The sequence below is a fragment of the Hymenobacter sp. 5317J-9 genome (assembly GCF_022921075.1).
Classification (GTDB): Bacteria; Bacteroidota; Bacteroidia; order Cytophagales; family Hymenobacteraceae; genus Hymenobacter.
The window spans coordinates 1,742,677-1,758,334 of sequence record NZ_CP095050.1; the positions used below are offsets into that span (position 1 = coordinate 1,742,677).

Consider the following 15,658-nt stretch of genomic DNA (forward strand, 5'->3'; position numbering starts at 1 on the left):
CAGCTGCTTACGGCCAATCCGTCGGCGTGCTGATGCTGAGAGCCCAAGGTAAAAGAAAAACCCTCCGCATCCTTTCGGAGCGGAGGGTTTTTGCTCATTCGGCGTAATGTGAAAGGCCAGCCGCGGTTTCAGTCCTCAGGCTTTACCCCGCCGCCACGGCCTTGCGGCGGCTGGTGCGCGGCAGGCGCTCGGTGCCCTGCTCCAGCAGCTCCTCGTCGCGCTCGGTCTTTTTCACGCTCCAGCTCAGCGAGTACAGGTCCTTGCGGCGGTCGCGCAGGTTGCGCACGGCACCGCTGGTGTTCAGGTCCTTGAGCAGGTCCAGGTCGAGGTCGGCGATGAGCGTCATCTCGGTGTTGGGCGTGGCCTCGGCCACGATGGCGTCGTGCGGGAAGGCAAAGTCGGAGGGGCTGAACACGGCCGACTGCGAGTACTGAATGTCCATGTTCTCGACGCGCGGCAGGTTGCCCACCGAGCCGGTGATGGCCACGTAGCACTCGTTCTCGATGGCCCGGGCCTGGGCGCAGATGCGCACGCGCTGGTAGGCGTTCTTGGTGTCGGTCCAGAAGGGCACAAACAGGATTTTCACGCCCTCGTCGCTCAGCATGCGCGCCAGTTCCGGAAATTCCACGTCGTAGCACACCAGAATGCCGATTTTGCCAAAGTCGGTGTCGAAACACTTCAGCTTGTCGCCGCCGCGCATGCCCCAGTAGCTGGCCTCGTCGGGCGTCACGTGCAGCTTGTACTGCTCGTCCACGGTGCCGTCGCGGCGGCAGAGGTAGGCCACGTTGTGCAGCTTGCCGTCCTCGTACACCGGCATCGAGCCGGCCACGATGTTGATGTTGTAGCTCACGGCCAGCTCCATCATTTTCAGCTTGATGGGCTCGGTGAACGCCGCCATGGCCCGGATGGCCACCGACGGCGAGTCCTCGTTGGTGAGGGCCATGAGCGGGGCGTTGAAAAACTCCGGAAACATCACGCAGTCCGACTTATAGCCCGATACGGTGTCGACGAAGAATTCCATCTGCTGCAACAGGTCTTCCAGGCTGCGGGTGGCGCGCATCTGCCACTGCACAATGCCGATGCGGACGTTGCTCTTGGTATTGCCAATGAGCTTTTCCTTCTCCTCGTAATACACGTTAATCCACTCCAGCAGCGTGGCAAAGGCCTTGCTTTCGGAGTCGTAAGGCAGGTAGCCGCGAATGATTTTGCGGACGTAGAACTCGTTGGAGAGCTGGAAGGTGAGGATGGGGTCGACCAGTTCCTTATTGCGCACCATCTCCACGTATTTGGCCGGCGTCATCTCGTTGGCGTAGGCGGCGTAGCCGGGAATGCGGCCGCCGGCCACCATGGCGCGCAGGTTCAGGTTCTCGCACAGCTCTTTGCGGGCGTCGTAGAGGCGGCGGCCCAGGCGCAGCGAGCGGTACTCGGGGTCCACAAACACATCCACGCCGTAGAGCGTGTCGCCGTCGTCGTCGTGGGTGTCAAACTTGCCGTTGCCCGTGATTTTGGCATACGTATGCTTGTCGCCGAACTTGCTGTAATCCACGATGATGGCCAGGGCCGCGGCCACCAGCCGGCCGTTGTCCTCGATGCCAATCTGGCCTTCGGGAAACTTCCGAATCAGGGCCGCAAACTCGTCGGCGGCCCAGGCGCCTTCCATGTTGGAATACACCTTGTCCATGATTTCCTTGATGGTCTTGAAGTCGGAGCGGCGCAGCGTGCGCAGCACCAGCTTATGGGCCGGCACGGCGGTGGGCGTGAGGCGCTCGGCCGTCGTGGCGGCGCTGGGCGTGGCTATTTTTTTGGCGTGGGCACCGCCGGGAGCGGTTTTGCCGTTGGCGGCCGGGGCCGAAGCACCCGATTTGCCATTAGAAGAAGTTGCCATAAGACTGCATTGGGAGCGGACGAAAGCGCCCGCGCCGTAAAATTATCCATGAAAAAACCCGTTGGCGGCGTTCGCCAACGGGTTATTCAACGGAAATAGGACCCAAACGGTGCAATCGGTTAGCAGAAACCGACCCAAGACGTGAATTGCCCTATTCGACCAGCAGTTTGCCGACGCTGTGGCCCGTCTTCACAAAGTAGCACCCGGCGGGCAGGCCATGCAGGGGCAGCGTGATTTCGGTAGCGCCGGGCGCCACGGGGCAGCGCCGCACTTCGCGGCCCAGGGCATCGGTCAGCAGGAGGGTCCAGGCGTTGGGGCCGGGGGCAGGGCCACCGTGGCGGACTCGTGGGCCGGGTTGGGGTATAACTGCAGCTGGGGAGTAGCTGCCGTCGCGGTCGTGGCCGAAAGGGGACCAATGGTAAACACCACGCCGTTGCTGACGCCGCCGGGCGTTGTCACGGTGACGGGGCCGGTTTGCGCGCCGCTGGGCACCACCACGCCAGTCAGCTGCGTGCCTGCCGCATTCACGGTGAAGCCCGTGCTCACCACGTTGTTGCTGCTGCCGGTGAAGCTCACGCGCGAAGCCGCCGTCAGGTTGGTGCCGGTGAGGGCCAGCACGGTGCCCACCGGGCCGCGGTTGGGGCTCAGGCTAGTGAGCGTGGGCGCCGGTGGGGGCGTGTAACGGCCGAATTTAGCCATGGCCTTGCTGCTGTCGCCCACAGCGTTGAAGGTGCCCGCGGCGTAGAGGCTGCCGCCCGACCACGCCAAGGCCTCGACGGAATGGTTGGGCTCAACGCCTGTGCCCAAGGCCGTCCAGGCCGTGCCGGTCCAATGGGCTACGTAGGCCATGGGTTGGGATAGAATTTTGTAGGCGTTGCTGCCCCAGGCCCCAATGTAGATGCCACCTGCCCCGTCAGTCGCTAAGGCATTAACGCCTTGTATACTGGCGTTGCCAATAAACTGGCTGGTGCCGAGGCTGTTCCAAGCCGTGCCATTCCATTTGGCAACGTACTTCGCATTAACCCCACCAATGGTATTGAACCAGCCCCCGGCATACAGGTCGTTATTGGCATCTACGAGCAACGCTTTCACGTGCCCGCCCATGCCCACGCCGAGTCCGGTCCAGGTGGTGCCATTCCAGCGGTACACCGGCGGGCTGTTGAAGGTCAGATACGCGCTGCCCGCGTACAGATTATTGTTGGCATCCACCGCCAGGGAGTAGACCTCGGCGGGCACGCCGGCACCGAGGGCGCTCCAGGTGGTGCCATTCCACTTGGCTACGTGGTTGGCGGCCACACCACCCGCCAGCGTGAAGTCTCCTCCCGCGTACAAGTTATCAGCGGCATCCACGGCCAAGGCGCTGATGTAACGGCCACCGCTGGTGTTGTTGCCAAATCCGAGCTTCTGCCAAACCGTGCCATCCCACCGAGCCACGGAAAAATAGACGCTGGTGTTGGGGTCGTAAATTTGTCCGGCGGCGTAAACCCTGCCCTGATGGTCCACCGTCAGGGCCTGCACGCGGCCTTCAAGCCCGGTTCCCAGCGGCGTCCAACTGCTGCCATTCCATTTGGCCACACCGCGGGCGGCTTTGTGGGCCACGCTGCCAAAGGTGCCGCCCACGTACACATTGCCGTTGCCGTCGGCCGCCATTGCATAGATATAGGCGTTGTTGGCAAATCCCTGGGCCACCGGCGGCGCGCCCACACTGGCCCATTGGCCGGAAGCAAGAGTAAGTTGGGCGATGCCGCTGGCCGGGACGCCGTTTGCCCGAATGAAGCGCCCGCCGACAAACAGCCGGCCGCGGCCGTCAAAGGCCATTGAATTTACGGCGTCGGTGCTTATGTAATTGGGCGTCAAGATGATGCTGTCACCGCTCATGGCCAGGCCCTGGCCCTGCCAGGCGCTGCCGGACCAACGAGCCAGCCGCAGGGCCTGGTTGCCCCCCGCAGTCGTAAAAATTCCGCCCACGTAAAGGCCGCCGGTGCCGTCCAGCTTCAGGGCCGTTACCCGTCCGCCGTTCCAGCTGTCGGTGCCCGCACCCAGCGCCGACCACGCCGTGCCGTTCCAGCGGGCTATGTTTCGGGCCGGTGTGCCGCCGGCCTGGGTAAACTGCCCGCCTGCGTACACATTGCCGTTGCCATCGATGGCTAACGCATTCACCGACGAATACCCGAAGTTCCCGCTCATCCCAGTGCCAAACGCTGTCCAGGTTGCGCCGTCCCACTTGGCCACGTTCGCGGCCGGAATGGCGTTTATGGTGGTAAAATCGCCCCCCGCATACAGGTTGCCGGCTCCATCAAATTGCAGGGTATACACGCCCGATGAATTCCCCGCTCCAATGAGGTTGGTTGTGCCCACATTTGACCAGGAAAAGCCATCCCATTTGCGTAGTAATAAACTGCCGCCGGCATACAGATTGTCGTTGGCGTCAATGGCCAATGAATACACCGCGCTGGGAAAGCCAAGGGCCAGGTTTAGCCATTCACGGCCATTCCACACGGCAACGTTATTGACTGCGCGCGTGCCACTTGAGTACTGGAACTGCCCCCCGGCGTAGAGCTTGCCCCGGCTGTCAAGCGCCAGCGCACTCACCCGTCCGATGCCATTATTGACAGAGCTCAGTGCAGTCCAGGATGTACCGTTCCACTTCGCTACGCCGAAAGCCACCAGGCTGCCCACGGTCGTAAAATCTCCGCCGATATAGATGTTGCCCTGGCCGTCGGCAAGGACGGCGGATACGCTGTTGTTGGTACCGGGCACGGCAAAATCGTTAGACCAGTACGCGTCGCCTGCGCCCAGCGCGCCCCGGGCGGCCTGCTTAAACGCCGGCTTACCATCCGGACTGGTAGAAAGCACGAAGCCACTGGCGTTGAACGACCCCTTGGCGCCCGCCCGAACGGTACCGTCGGGATTTAAAATCGATTCTAAAGTGGCTGGGCTGCCAGGGCCGGTTTGCGCGCAAACCGGCCCCCCGATGAATAAAAACAGCAGGCCGCACAGCAGCCGCCAGGGTGTTAAGAAAAAAGAAGTAGAAGTCATGTCATTGCCGAGGGAAAAAAGTGTCAACCTCGCACAATTTAAATAAAGAAAGAAAAATAATCAAATTTCTGATGGATACTCGGGCATAAGCCGTTCAAACTCCTGACCTGATGCTATTCCCGTACCACGCGACGCGTGGCCGTGCCGCGGGCCGTAGTTACGGTGAGGAGGGCCATGCCGCGGAAGTGGCCAAATGCCTCAGCGTCCAGCGTCAGCGCCTCGCCGGTTGTGGCGAAGCGGCGCCGGAATAGCTCCCGCCCCACCAAATCGGTGGCCGACACGGTGAGCGGCCCGCTACCCGCCGGCAGGCTGAGCGTGAGCGTCGTGCCCACGGCCGACGGGTTGGGGAAGGCGTTGAGGGCCGCGTCGGTGGCTGCGTCGCGGGCTGCCAGGCGAATGATGCGGCGGTAAATGTCGCGGTATTCGACGCTGGTGATGGTTTCCTGGCCGGCCAGCAGGCGGGTGGTGATGGTGAGCAGCGGCACGTGGTGGGTTTTGGCCAGCCACTTGTACTCGCGGGTCACGGGCACGTCGAAGCCCTGGCTCACGCCGCCCACCGACACGCTGTCGTGGTCTTCGAGGCGCGTCACCACCCGCACCGTCTGGAAGGTGCCAAAGGGCGTGGTGAGCGTGCCCCAGGCGTCGGGCTTGTTCACGCGCTTGCGCTTCTGGCTGAGGTAGCCCACCGTGGCCGTGGCCGCCGGCGTGGTGAAGTAGGAGTTGCTGGAATCGGCCGGGCTGGCGAAGCTCAGCGGAAAGCGGTAGATGACGTCCTGCTGCGCCTGGCTGACGTAGGTGACGGGCACCGCCGTGCCGGCCAGCGAGGCCCCGTAGCCCACCGAGCGGAAGTCCTGCTGCGCCGCCGTGGCCACCGTCAGGTTATAAAACTGGTACGTATCGGTGATGGGCAGCAGGCCGCCGGCCGCCAGCGGCAGCTCCTGCGGTGAGGCCACCGTGGCCCGGTTCACGCCCCCAAACAGTGGCCCGAACGTGAGCTGGTAGAACGCCGAAGTGGCCGTGACCGTACTGGCCGGCAAAAACGTCTCGACGCGCTGCGAGGTGGGCGTCAGGCCGGCGTAGTTCCAGGTCTGGTTGGTGCCGCGGCGGGAGAGGGGCGGGGCCGTGGCGGGCAGCACCGGGCTGGCCACGCTCAGCCGCAGCGAATCGACGCCCACGGTCAGCGCGGGCATGTCGGTGCGGTCGATGATGGGCGAAGTCTGGGCCAGGGCCGGGCCGGTCAGCAACAGCAAAAAGGGTAAGAGTCGGCGCATAGAGTCAGGAAAATGAGGGGCTACGAAGATACGCCCTCCACAACCCCAAACTGCTATATACCGCCCCCGTAGTTAGAGCGCCATTTCGGGCACTTCGCCTTCGGGCACCACCAGCTTGCCGGCCGTGGCGGCTTGTATCTGCTCCACGCTAACGCCGGGCGCGCGCTCGCGCAGCACAAAGCCGTCGGGCGTTACGTCGAGCACGGCCAGCTCGGTCACGATTTTCTTCACGCAGCGCAGGCCCGTAATGGGCAGCGTGCAGTCGGTCAGGAGCTTGCTGCTGCCGTCTTTGGCCACGTGCTGCATGGCCACGATGATGTTTTTGGCCGAGGCCACCAGGTCCATGGCGCCGCCCATGCCTTTCACCATTTTGCCGGGAATCTTCCAGTTGGCAATGTCGCCGCGCTCCGAAACTTCCATCGCGCCGAGGATGGTCAGGTCCACGTGCTCGCCGCGAATCATGCCGAAAGAATCGGCCGAGGAGAAAATGCTGGAGCCCGGCAGCGTGGTCACCGTCTGTTTACCGGCGTTGATGAGGTCGGGGTCGACCTGGTCTTCCGTCGGGAAGGGGCCCATGCCGAGCAGGCCGTTTTCCGACTGCAGCTCCACGTTGATGCCGGCCGGTATGTAATTGGCCACCAGCGTGGGAATGCCGATGCCGAGGTTAACATACGAGCCGTCTTTTACTTCTTGCGCAATGCGTTTGGCGATGCCGTGTTTGTCGAGCATGATGGGTGGGGTTTTAGACTAAAGGAAAAAAGGCGTCATGCTGAGCTTGTCGAAGCATCTCTACCGCAGTAGTAATTAGTTGCGTTGCGCGGTAGAGATGCTTCGACAAGCTCAGCATGACCGTTAGATTTAGGGTTTGGCTGGTTGCGATTCCGATTGTTCGGCCGCAAACGACTGATAAACCGCCGTCTTGAACTTATCGGCCAGGTCGCGAGCTGTGCCGCTGGGGTATTTCTGGGTGTAGATGAGGGCCACCAGCTTGGCCTTGGGGTCGACCCAATACGTGGTGCCGAAAATGCCGCCCCACTCATACGAGCCCTCCGACAGCCCACCCGGCTGCTTGGCGGCGCTCTCGGCCGTGACGATGCTGAAGCCCAGGCCAAACTTGTTGCCGCCCTGACTCAAGTTGCCTATCTGGTTCTGCGTTATCAGGGCCACAGTGGTGGGTTTCAGCAGCTGGCGGCCGTTGTAGCGGCCGTTGTCCAGCAGCATTTGCAGGAAACGGGCGTAGTCGTCGATGGTGGACGACAAACCTGCACCACCCGAAAAATAAGTGCCGCCCGACGCCTTCGGATAGTTCGGGAACATGCCGTCGTGCGGCTCCATCCAGGTAGTTTGGTGGGCGGCGTTTTCGGTGTACAGCTCCACCAGCCGGTCCTTTTTGTCGGCGGGCAAGTAAAACCAGGTGTCCTTCATGCCCAGCGGCTCGAACAGGCGCGTGCGCAGGTACTTGTCCAGCGGCTGGCCCGAAAGCACCTCAATCAGCCGGCCCAGCACGTCCACGCTCAGCCCGTAGGTGAACCGCTCGCCCGGCTGGTGCAGGAGCGGCAGCGGGCCCAGCGCATCCATCGCCTTCGCCAACGAGCCCGCCGGCGTACCAATGCCGCTCGGAATGTGCGCTTTGGCGTAAATGGCCCGCGCTTCCTTGCTGCCGATAATGGGGTAGCCAATGCCCGACGTGTGGGTGAACAGCTGCCGGATGGTGATTTCGCTTTTGGCCGGCACGGTGGTGTAGGTGGTATCCTTCTCGTTGAAGGTGGCCAGCACTTTGGGGTTTTTGAACGCCGGCAGGTACTTCGAAATCGGGTCGTCGAGCTGGAACTTGCCCTCGTCGTAGAGCAGCATCAGCCCAATGCTGGTGATGGCCTTCGTCTGCGACGCAATCCGGAAAATGGCATTGGTTCGCAGCGGCGTTTGCTGCACGAAATCGTCGTAGCCGAAGGTCTTCCGATACAATACCTTGCCGTCGCGCATCACCAGGGCAATGGCGCCGGGCACGCGCTTGTCGTAGCGGCGGACGGGGCCTTCGGTCGTTACCTTCGACAGGGGGCCGTACGCGCCGCGCGAGCCCACGTCGGCCGTGTACTGGGTCAGCAACTCATCGATGCGCTGGGCCTCGGCCGGGTCCACGATGGGCGGGGCTACCGCCGGGGCGGGGGAGGCTTGCGGCCGCGCCGCCGCCCGCCGGGCCGGGGTTTTACTGGCCGGCGCCGCTACCTGGGCTCCGGCCCCGTAGCTGCTCAGCAGCAACAGCAGCGCGAGGGATTTTTTGCGTAAGGTCATGTCAGTAAGTAGATTATTCGTTACGAGGGCTTGGATGGGAAGCGGGATGCCAGCTGACCGTACCTGAGCCGCCGTAGCTGAAACCACTGCACCACCCGCACGCCCACAAGCAGCGTCAGCAGCCCGGGAATGAGCAGCAATAGTACCCTGGTGTTGGCTTCGGGATAGGAGGTATGCGTGCGGTTGGCCAGATTCACCATGAAATCGGTGCAATACCAAAAGGCGAAATGCACCAAACGGCTGCCATTCTCAAACAAGTTATGCATGGCGTCGGGCTTTAAGCTGCCGAATCAGTACCGCGTTGCGCAACACGCCGTAGCTGAGCCATAGCAGCAACAAGGGAAGCAGCACCAGGTAAAAACCGATGTTAACGGCGGCGTACCACTGCCGGCCGCCGCCCATCAGCCCCCGCACGGTGGCGTCGTATAGCGGCCGCAGCCGGAAATAGGCCGGGCTGTTGGCCCGCGTGGCGTGCGGGCAGGCGTGGGCTTCGCAATAGCGCGTGCAGCGGCCGGCCAGTCGGGCCGTGGTAGGCGCCGGGCTGGTTTCGTTGACGTACACCCCGAAAGCCACCGGCAGCAACGCCAACAGCAGCAGCACCAGTAGCAGACGGATACCCAGCGCAACACGCATGGCTCAGGCTCTGGCTTGTGCTACACCGCCGCCCGCACCGTGCGCTGCTCGATGCGCTTCTCGTACCGCTCGCCCTGGTAGATGCGCTGCACAAAAATGCCCGGCGTATGAATCTGGTTGGGGTCGAGTTCGCCGGCGGGCACCAGCTCCTCCACCTCGGCCACCGTGATTTTGCCGGCCGTGGCCATCATGGGGTTGAAGTTGCGGGCCGTGCCTTTGTAGATGAGGTTGCCGACCGTGTCGCCCTTCCAGGCTTTCACGAAGGCAAAATCGGCGTGCAGCGCGGTTTCCAGGAGGTACATTTTGCCGTTGAACTCGCGGCTTTCCTTGCCTTCGCCCACCTCGGTGCCGTAGCCGGCCGGCGTGTAGAAGGCCGGGATGCCCGCCCCGCCGGCCCGGCAGCGCTCGGCCAGCGTGCCCTGCGGAATCAATTCCACTTCCAGCTCGCCGCTCAGCAGCTGGCGCTCAAACTCGGCGTTTTCGCCCACGTAGCTCGAAATCATCTTGCGCACCTGCTTGGTTTGCAGCAGCAGGCCGATGCCAAAATCGTCGACGCCGGCGTTGTTGGAAATGCAGGTTAGCTCCTTCACGCCAAGGCGCAGGATTTCCTGAATCGAGTTTTCGGGAATGCCGCAGAGGCCGAAGCCGCCAAGCATCAAGGTCATGCCATCGGTGAGGCCCTGCAGGGCTTCACGGGCGCTGGAAACGGTTTTGTTTATCATCGGGTGGGTGAGGAAGGCGAGGCTGCCGAAGCCGGCGGCAGGTAATTGACGGGTAAAAATTCACCCATTTTTTCGAACCCCCAGTATTCGTCGGTGTATACGGCCAGCGGATTGGCCAATTGGCCGTTGGGCTGAATCTCAATTTCAGGCACCATCAGCACCAACTGCGACACCTGGCGGTCGCTCGGCGGGAGCGGGGCGTTGGTGGGCAGCGTGGTGCGCAACTGATAGAGCGGGTCGGGCCCTTCGCGCACGTAGCTCACCTGCAAATTGTCGATGAAGCGCAGGAAAACGTGCTGGCCGTCAGGTGTCACGCGGCGCAGGCTGTCGAGCGGCCGAGGCTTGGCGTAGAGCATCGAAAACGCCTGCGGCACCTTGGCCCAGTACGAAATAGAATCTTGCTCGGCGCGCGACAAGGCCATGTTTCGGCGCTCCCGCAGAAGCTGGCGGCGCAGGCTGTCGGCCCTTAGGAAACGCTTGTTGGGAATGATGCGGAGCCGCTGCGCCACAAAGCCCGCGGCAGCAATGTCGCCGTCGTGCACGCTTCGCAGAAAATGCGCGAGCGAGCCGTTGTAGGCCTTCATGCGGTTCGCGGCCCAGCGGCGCTGCTGCCCGGCGCTGCCGGTCATTTCCTCAAACACCGGCTGCCCGTAGAAGCTGACAACGTGCTGCCGAAAGTTGCACACAAAGTGCAGCCCGTAGTACTTAATGCGGTAGCCCAGCGCCTGATTATCAACCTGTACAAATTTGTAAGACGAAGCCGTCAACTCGCTGGTTTCTGCGTCGAAATCGACCACTACTTCATCGGGATTGCGAATGCGGCACCGCTGCGAAAAAGTGCTACGCCCCAGAAACAACTCCACAAACTTCTGATAGTCGCTGGCCCGGTTGGGGTTGGGCCGCACCACCACTTCTCCCAGCCGGCTGGTTGCTGTTCCCAAACGCAGCGTGAGCTGCTGAGGCGAGGTGCCTACGGTAACGGTCTGTTTGGCCAGGCGGTAGCCCACGTAGGAGCCCACCACGTCGTAGGTGCCGGCCGGCACTTTAGGGAACACAAACGTGCCCTGCTCCGTGGTAGTCACCCCCAGTGTAGTATTGGCCAAAAACACGCTGGCAAAGGCCAGCGGCGCGTGCGTCACCGAGTCCTGCACCACGCCGCTCAGGCTGCTTTGCGCCCGCGCAACACCCGGCCACCAAGCCAGGCCAAACACCGCCAGCAACAGTACTCTGCGCATTACTGACGAACCGTAGCGGGTGGCGGCAGGCTGCCGGGCACGTAGTCGACCGGCAGAAATTCCCCGATTTTCTCGAAACCCCAGTACTCGCCGTTGAACACGTCCAATGGGTTTAGCAGCGTGCCGTTGGCCTGGAACTGAGCCTCGCGGCCCTGCAGCTTGAGGCGCGACACTTCGCGCGGGCCGGCGGGGAAAGCCGGTTTTGGGTAGCCCAGCGGCGACATCGGCCGCTTGTACTGCGGGTCGGGCGCCTCGCCAAAATAAGCCACCTGCAGCTCGCCGTTGAAGCGCAGAAACGTGCGCTTACCGCCCGGCGACACCCGCCGAATGCTGTCGATGGGCAGCGGCTGCTGGTTGAGCGTGGCCAGCACCGGCGCCAGCGTGTCCCACTGGTCCAGCGAATCCTGTTCAGCGGCAGTGTATGGGCCATTGGGTTTCGCAGCCATTAGGGCCGTGCGCTGCTCCTCAGCCCGCACGTAGCGCGGGTTATCAAACACCCGGATTTGCTGGGTGTAAAACCCTTCGGCCTTCAGCCGGTCGTTGTACACGCTGCGCAGAAAGTGCATAAACGAGCCCTTGTAGGCCGTAAGGCGGTTGGCCGCCCAAAGCTTGCGCTGGCGCTCGTCTTTGGGCTTCAACTCCTCAAACACCGGCTGGCCGTAATAGAACACCGACCGGTCGTTGTCGTTGGAAGAAAACTGCAGGCCGTAGTATTTCAGGCGGTAGCCCAGGGCCTCGTTATCAATTTGCACAAACTCCTTGGCGTGCGCCGTCAACTCCTTGGTCGAGTCGTCGTAGAGCACCAGCACGTCGTCGGGATTGCTGATGCGGCACTGGGCCGAAAACGTGCTGCCGCCCAAAAACAACCTGGAGAATTTTGCGTATTCCTCGGGCTTGTTGGCCGCCGGCTTCACCACTACTTCGCCCAGCTGGTTGCCGGTGGCGGCCAGCTTCAGCGTCACTTCCTGGGCCTCTTTGCCCACGGTGATGTTCTGTTTGGCCAGGCGGTAGCCCACGTAGGAGCCCACCACGTCGTAGGTGCCGGCCGGCACTTTGGGAAACACGAACGTGCCCTGTTCGGTCGTCGTCACGCCCAGCGTGGTATTAGCCAGAAACACACTGGCAAACGAGAGGGGCTCATTGGTAGCGGAGTCGCGCACCACGCCGGTGAGTTTGCCCTGCGCCTGCGCGGCAAGAGAAAAGAGCAGGAAAAAGCAGCCTATTGCAAATAAGCGGAAGTATTTCATAATGAATAAGGTGGAATACAATAAGCAGAAAGCTACGCCAGCGCCGCCCGCGTGGCCTGCGCATCCAACGCCAATTGCGCCGTTAGCGCGTCCAGGCCGTCGTATTTTTCTTCGCCGCGCAGCCAGGCCACAAACTCCAGCGTCAGCAGCTGGTCGTATAAGTTGCCGCTGAAGTCGAGCAGGTTTACTTCAATGGTCTGTTCCAAATCCTTGCCAATTGTGGGCCGCACCCCAATGGCCAGCATGGCTTGGTGCCGCGTGCCCGCCGCCGTGACGGCCCACACGGCGTAAATGCCGCGGGCCGGCACCAGCTTCAGCGGCTCCGTAATGGCCAGGTTAGCAGTGGGGTATCCTATCGTGCGGCCCAATTTCTGCCCGTGCACCACCACGCCCGTGAGCGGGTACTGGTAGCCGAGGTAGCGGTTGGCGGTGGCCACGTCGCCCTGCCGCAGCGCCTGCCGGATGCGGGTGCTGCTCACGCCCACGGCGTCCACATCTTCGCGCGGAATTTCCTCCACGGTCAGGCCGTAGCGGTCGGCGTTCTGGCTGAGGTAGTCGAAGCCCCCTTCCCGGTTTTTGCCGAAGCGGTGGTCGTAGCCGATGACCAATTGCTTGGTGCCCACCGTGTTTAGCAGCAGGTTTTGGATGTACTCTTCCGAGGTCCACTGCGCAAACTCCCGGGTGAAGGGCACGATGAGGAGGTAGTCGACGCCGAATTCGGCCAGCTTGGTAATGCGTTCTTCCAGGGTGTTGAGCAGCTGCAACTCCAGCAGCTCGGGGTGGGAGGGTGGTGGGCCCAGCACCAGCCGCGGGTGCGGCCAGTAGGTAATCACCACCGAAGGCCCGCCGCTGGCCTGCGCCACCTCGCGCAACCGCCCCAAAATGCGCTGGTGCCCCACGTGGACGCCATCGAAGGTGCCGCTGGTGACGACGGCATTGCCAAGAAACGGAAACTGGGCCGGGTCGCGGATGACGTGCATTGAAGGCGCCGGAAGTGCGAATAAGTGAAGTGAAACAGCGCCACGAAGGTAACGGACGTTGAAGCGAACGCCGTAGAGACGCAATATTTTGCGTCTTGTCGTTGAACGGCTAGCGTGGGAACAATGCCCGAACGAAACCCCAACGGCGCGTTTCCGCTCGTTCGACAAGGAGACGCAACATATTGCGTCTCTACTCGGTCGGCTCGTCGGGGGCTGCCGCGGCGGCCGTGGGTTGGTGCTCCTTGGCCGCCAGCGCATCGGCCTGCAGGGCGGCAAAATATTGTAAGCCAGCGCGGTTGGGCGCCGTGCCGGGCCGTTCGCGGCGCGGGCGGCCTTCCTCCTCGGGCCGCGGCGGGCGTAGTGCCTGGATGGCTTCCAGCGTGAAGGCGTCCTCGACCCGGTACCCGCCGATGCGGGTGCGCACCAAGCGCGTAAGGTGAGCGCCGCAGCCCAGCGCCAGGCCAAAGTCGCGCGCCAGGCTGCGCACGTAGGTGCCTTTGGAGCACACGATGCGGAAATCAACCTCGGGCAAGGCTATGCGCGTCAGCTCGAAGGCTTTGATTTCGACAGTTTTCGACTTGATTTCGGCTTCCAAGCCCTGGCGGGCAATTTCGTAGGCCCGCTTGCCGTCAATTTTGACGGCCGAAAACAGCGGCGGAGTTTGCTGGATAGAGCCGAGAAAAGGCGTCACGGCTTCCCGAATCTGCTCCTCGGTGAGGTGCGCGTAGGGGCGGGCCATGTCAACGGCCGTTTCCAGGTCGAAGCTGGGCGTGGTCTCGCCCAGGCGGAAGGTGCCGGTGTATTCCTTTTCCTGGGCCTGAATAAGGTCGATTTCCTTGGTTTTCTTGCCCGTGCAGAGGATGAGCAGGCCAGTGGCTAAAGGGTCGAGGGTGCCGGCGTGGCCGATTTTCTTGATGCGCAGGGTGTTTTTCACCTTGCGCACCACGTCGAACGAGGTCCACGTCAGGGGCTTGTCGAGAAGCAGGACTTCGCCCGTTTCAAAGTCGAAATCGGCCAGGCTTTTGGTACTCATAGCACGTTCAGGGGAAGGTTCAGGGCCAGCATAATCAACAAGATGCCGCCCGCAATGATGCGGTAGATGCCAAAGGCCCGGAAGCCGTAGCGGGCCACAAAGCCCACAAACAGCCGAATGGCCAGCAGCGCCACCACAAACGCCACCACATTGCCCAGGGCCAGCATCTTCAGCTCGGTGCCCGAAAACAGGTGCGCCACGTCGATGCCCTGCGCCTTGGCCTCCTTGTAGTAGTCGTACACGTCCTTCACGGCCGCCGCGGCCATGGTGGGCATGGCCAGGAAAAACGCAAACTCGGCCGCCGCCCGGCGCGTGAGCTTCTGGGTGAGGCCGCCGATGATGGTGGCCGCCGAGCGGCTGGTGCCCGGCACCACCGCCAGGCATTGGAACAAGCCAATCATCAGGGCTTCCTTGAAGCTGGGGTTCGTGACGGGGTGGCCGCCCTCCTTGGGGTCTTCCTGCGGAAACCAGCGGTCGATGAACAGCAGCACCACGCCGCCAATGACAAGCATCACGGCCACCGTCGTTACCGATTCCAGCAACGCGTCGATGTGTTTTTTGAACAGCAGGCCCACCAGCACAATGGGCAGAAACGCCACCAACAGCTTCAGATAGAAATCGATGCTTTGGAAAAAGCGCTTCCAATACACCACAAACACCGACAGAATAGCCCCCAGCTGAATGACCACCAGATACAGCTTGAAAAACGGCGTGGCCGGAATGCCGAGCAGCGCCGAAGCAATAATCATGTGCCCGGTGCTGGACACGGGCAAAAACTCAGTCAGGCCCTCCACAATGGCGAGGAGTAGCGCGTGCCAATAGGTCATGTGTTGGTACTTAGTGGTTCATGAGTAGTGGTTAATGGCCGCATAAAACACTCGCCATTAGCCACTAATCATTGCATTACAGGCGCTTGTAAGCCGGTGACGCAGGGGCAGCAGGCGTGGTGCCGGTTTCGGGGCAAAGGCGGGCACCGAGGTGGGAGCGGGCGGCGTGGAGGCCACCACCAGCGTTTTGTCGCGCACCAGAATGGCGGCAAACTCGATACCGAAGCCAGCCACGAGCAGCAGCGGCCCCAGCGTGATGCCGACAAAGTCCTCGCCGTAGTTTTCCTTGTCGCCAAACATCATGGTGATGAAGCCGGCGGCCAGCACGGCCAGGCCAATCCACATCAGGCGGTAGTTGCGGGGCCCGAAGGCGAAGTGCGGAGCGGGTTTGGTGGGTTGCATCGTTTCAGTGAGCAGTTAACAGTGGACAGTTAACAGTAAGTAGCAGAAAAAGAAGAGGGCATTAGCTCACTATTAACTGCTAACTGTTAACT

General features: G+C 62.2%; 14 protein-coding genes. All 14 read right to left on the reverse strand.

The annotated features are described in order from the left end of the window. Positions 1–142 precede the first annotated feature (142 nt). The 14 genes from MUN81_RS07265 to MUN81_RS07330 all read right to left on the reverse strand — a co-directional run bounded on the left by MUN81_RS07265 (position 143) and on the right by MUN81_RS07330 (position 15,566). Positions 143–1,885, reverse strand: coding sequence for a bifunctional GNAT family N-acetyltransferase/carbon-nitrogen hydrolase family protein (locus MUN81_RS07265; protein WP_245116365.1), 1,743 nt, complete (start codon positions 1,883–1,885; stop codon positions 143–145). Between the two features lie 291 nt (positions 1,886–2,176). After that, complete coding sequence (locus MUN81_RS07270) at positions 2,177–4,924, reverse strand: hypothetical protein (protein WP_245116367.1); 2,748 nt, start codon at positions 4,922–4,924, stop codon at positions 2,177–2,179. Positions 4,925–5,037: 113 nt separating this feature from the next. Beyond that, the gene (locus MUN81_RS07275; protein ID WP_245116369.1) at positions 5,038–6,195 is read right to left on the reverse strand and encodes a T9SS type A sorting domain-containing protein; all 1,158 of its coding nucleotides are present in this window, start codon (positions 6,193–6,195) and stop codon (positions 5,038–5,040) included. Between the two features lie 72 nt (positions 6,196–6,267). Further along, on the reverse strand, positions 6,268–6,924 hold the full coding sequence (locus MUN81_RS07280; RefSeq protein ID WP_245116371.1) for a CoA transferase subunit B: 657 nt from the start codon (positions 6,922–6,924) through the stop codon (positions 6,268–6,270). A 129-nt stretch (positions 6,925–7,053) separates the two neighbouring features. Further along, complete coding sequence (locus MUN81_RS07285; protein ID WP_245116373.1) at positions 7,054–8,487, reverse strand: serine hydrolase domain-containing protein; 1,434 nt, start codon at positions 8,485–8,487, stop codon at positions 7,054–7,056. A 20-nt stretch (positions 8,488–8,507) separates the two neighbouring features. Beyond that, positions 8,508–8,753 (reverse strand): hypothetical protein, encoded by a 246-nt coding sequence (locus MUN81_RS07290; protein WP_245116375.1) that lies wholly within the window; start codon positions 8,751–8,753, stop codon positions 8,508–8,510. Then, positions 8,746–9,120 (reverse strand): hypothetical protein, encoded by a 375-nt coding sequence (locus MUN81_RS07295; protein WP_245116377.1) that lies wholly within the window; start codon positions 9,118–9,120, stop codon positions 8,746–8,748. Before MUN81_RS07295 ends, MUN81_RS07290 begins: the two co-directional genes overlap by 8 nt. Before the next feature lie 20 nt (positions 9,121–9,140). Further along, on the reverse strand, positions 9,141–9,842 hold the full coding sequence (locus MUN81_RS07300) for a CoA transferase subunit A (RefSeq protein WP_245116379.1): 702 nt from the start codon (positions 9,840–9,842) through the stop codon (positions 9,141–9,143). After that, positions 9,839–11,077, reverse strand: a complete 1,239-nt coding sequence (locus MUN81_RS07305) for a carboxypeptidase-like regulatory domain-containing protein (protein ID WP_245116381.1) — start codon at positions 11,075–11,077, stop codon at positions 9,839–9,841. The genes MUN81_RS07300 and MUN81_RS07305 overlap by 4 nt, the downstream gene beginning before the upstream one ends. Beyond that, positions 11,077–12,324, reverse strand: a complete 1,248-nt coding sequence (locus tag MUN81_RS07310) for a carboxypeptidase-like regulatory domain-containing protein (protein ID WP_245116383.1) — start codon at positions 12,322–12,324, stop codon at positions 11,077–11,079. The genes MUN81_RS07305 and MUN81_RS07310 overlap by 1 nt, the downstream gene beginning before the upstream one ends. Positions 12,325–12,356: 32 nt before the next feature. Then, positions 12,357–13,304 carry a bifunctional riboflavin kinase/FAD synthetase gene (locus MUN81_RS07315; protein ID WP_245116385.1) on the reverse strand — a complete coding sequence of 316 codons (948 nt, stop codon included), beginning with the start codon at positions 13,302–13,304 and terminating at the stop codon, positions 12,357–12,359. A 190-nt stretch (positions 13,305–13,494) separates the two neighbouring features. Beyond that, positions 13,495–14,337, reverse strand: a complete 843-nt coding sequence (gene truB / locus MUN81_RS07320) for a tRNA pseudouridine(55) synthase TruB (RefSeq protein WP_245116387.1) — start codon at positions 14,335–14,337, stop codon at positions 13,495–13,497. Further along, on the reverse strand, positions 14,334–15,164 hold the full coding sequence (locus tag MUN81_RS07325) for an undecaprenyl-diphosphate phosphatase (protein ID WP_245116389.1): 831 nt from the start codon (positions 15,162–15,164) through the stop codon (positions 14,334–14,336). The genes truB and MUN81_RS07325 overlap by 4 nt, the downstream gene beginning before the upstream one ends. A gap of 57 nt (positions 15,165–15,221) precedes the next feature. Then, positions 15,222–15,566 carry a DUF3098 domain-containing protein gene (locus tag MUN81_RS07330; protein WP_245116391.1) on the reverse strand — a complete coding sequence of 115 codons (345 nt, stop codon included), beginning with the start codon at positions 15,564–15,566 and terminating at the stop codon, positions 15,222–15,224. Between the last annotated feature and the right edge of the window lie 92 nt (positions 15,567–15,658).

What these genes read in the sequence shown, in the direction of transcription:
- MUN81_RS07295 (WP_245116377.1), bottom strand. Translation starts at nt 9,120, where the DNA reads ATGCGTGTTGCGCTGGGTATCCGTCTGCTACTGGTGCTGCTGCTGTTG.
- MUN81_RS07330 (WP_245116391.1), bottom strand. Translation starts at nt 15,566, where the DNA reads ATGCAACCCACCAAACCCGCTCCGCACTTCGCCTTCGGGCCCCGCAAC.
- MUN81_RS07315 (WP_245116385.1), bottom strand. Translation starts at nt 13,304, where the DNA reads ATGCACGTCATCCGCGACCCGGCCCAGTTTCCGTTTCTTGGCAATGCC.
- MUN81_RS07270 (WP_245116367.1), bottom strand. Translation starts at nt 4,924, where the DNA reads ATGACTTCTACTTCTTTTTTCTTAACACCCTGGCGGCTGCTGTGCGGC.
- MUN81_RS07275 (WP_245116369.1), bottom strand. Translation starts at nt 6,195, where the DNA reads ATGCGCCGACTCTTACCCTTTTTGCTGTTGCTGACCGGCCCGGCCCTG.
- MUN81_RS07300 (WP_245116379.1), bottom strand. Translation starts at nt 9,842, where the DNA reads ATGATAAACAAAACCGTTTCCAGCGCCCGTGAAGCCCTGCAGGGCCTC.
- MUN81_RS07325 (WP_245116389.1), bottom strand. Translation starts at nt 15,164, where the DNA reads ATGACCTATTGGCACGCGCTACTCCTCGCCATTGTGGAGGGCCTGACT.
- MUN81_RS07305 (WP_245116381.1), bottom strand. Translation starts at nt 11,077, where the DNA reads ATGCGCAGAGTACTGTTGCTGGCGGTGTTTGGCCTGGCTTGGTGGCCG.
- MUN81_RS07310 (WP_245116383.1), bottom strand. Translation starts at nt 12,324, where the DNA reads ATGAAATACTTCCGCTTATTTGCAATAGGCTGCTTTTTCCTGCTCTTT.
- MUN81_RS07285 (WP_245116373.1), bottom strand. Translation starts at nt 8,487, where the DNA reads ATGACCTTACGCAAAAAATCCCTCGCGCTGCTGTTGCTGCTGAGCAGC.
- MUN81_RS07265 (WP_245116365.1), bottom strand. Translation starts at nt 1,885, where the DNA reads ATGGCAACTTCTTCTAATGGCAAATCGGGTGCTTCGGCCCCGGCCGCC.
- MUN81_RS07280 (WP_245116371.1), bottom strand. Translation starts at nt 6,924, where the DNA reads ATGCTCGACAAACACGGCATCGCCAAACGCATTGCGCAAGAAGTAAAA.
- MUN81_RS07290 (WP_245116375.1), bottom strand. Translation starts at nt 8,753, where the DNA reads ATGCATAACTTGTTTGAGAATGGCAGCCGTTTGGTGCATTTCGCCTTT.
- truB (WP_245116387.1), bottom strand. Translation starts at nt 14,337, where the DNA reads ATGAGTACCAAAAGCCTGGCCGATTTCGACTTTGAAACGGGCGAAGTC.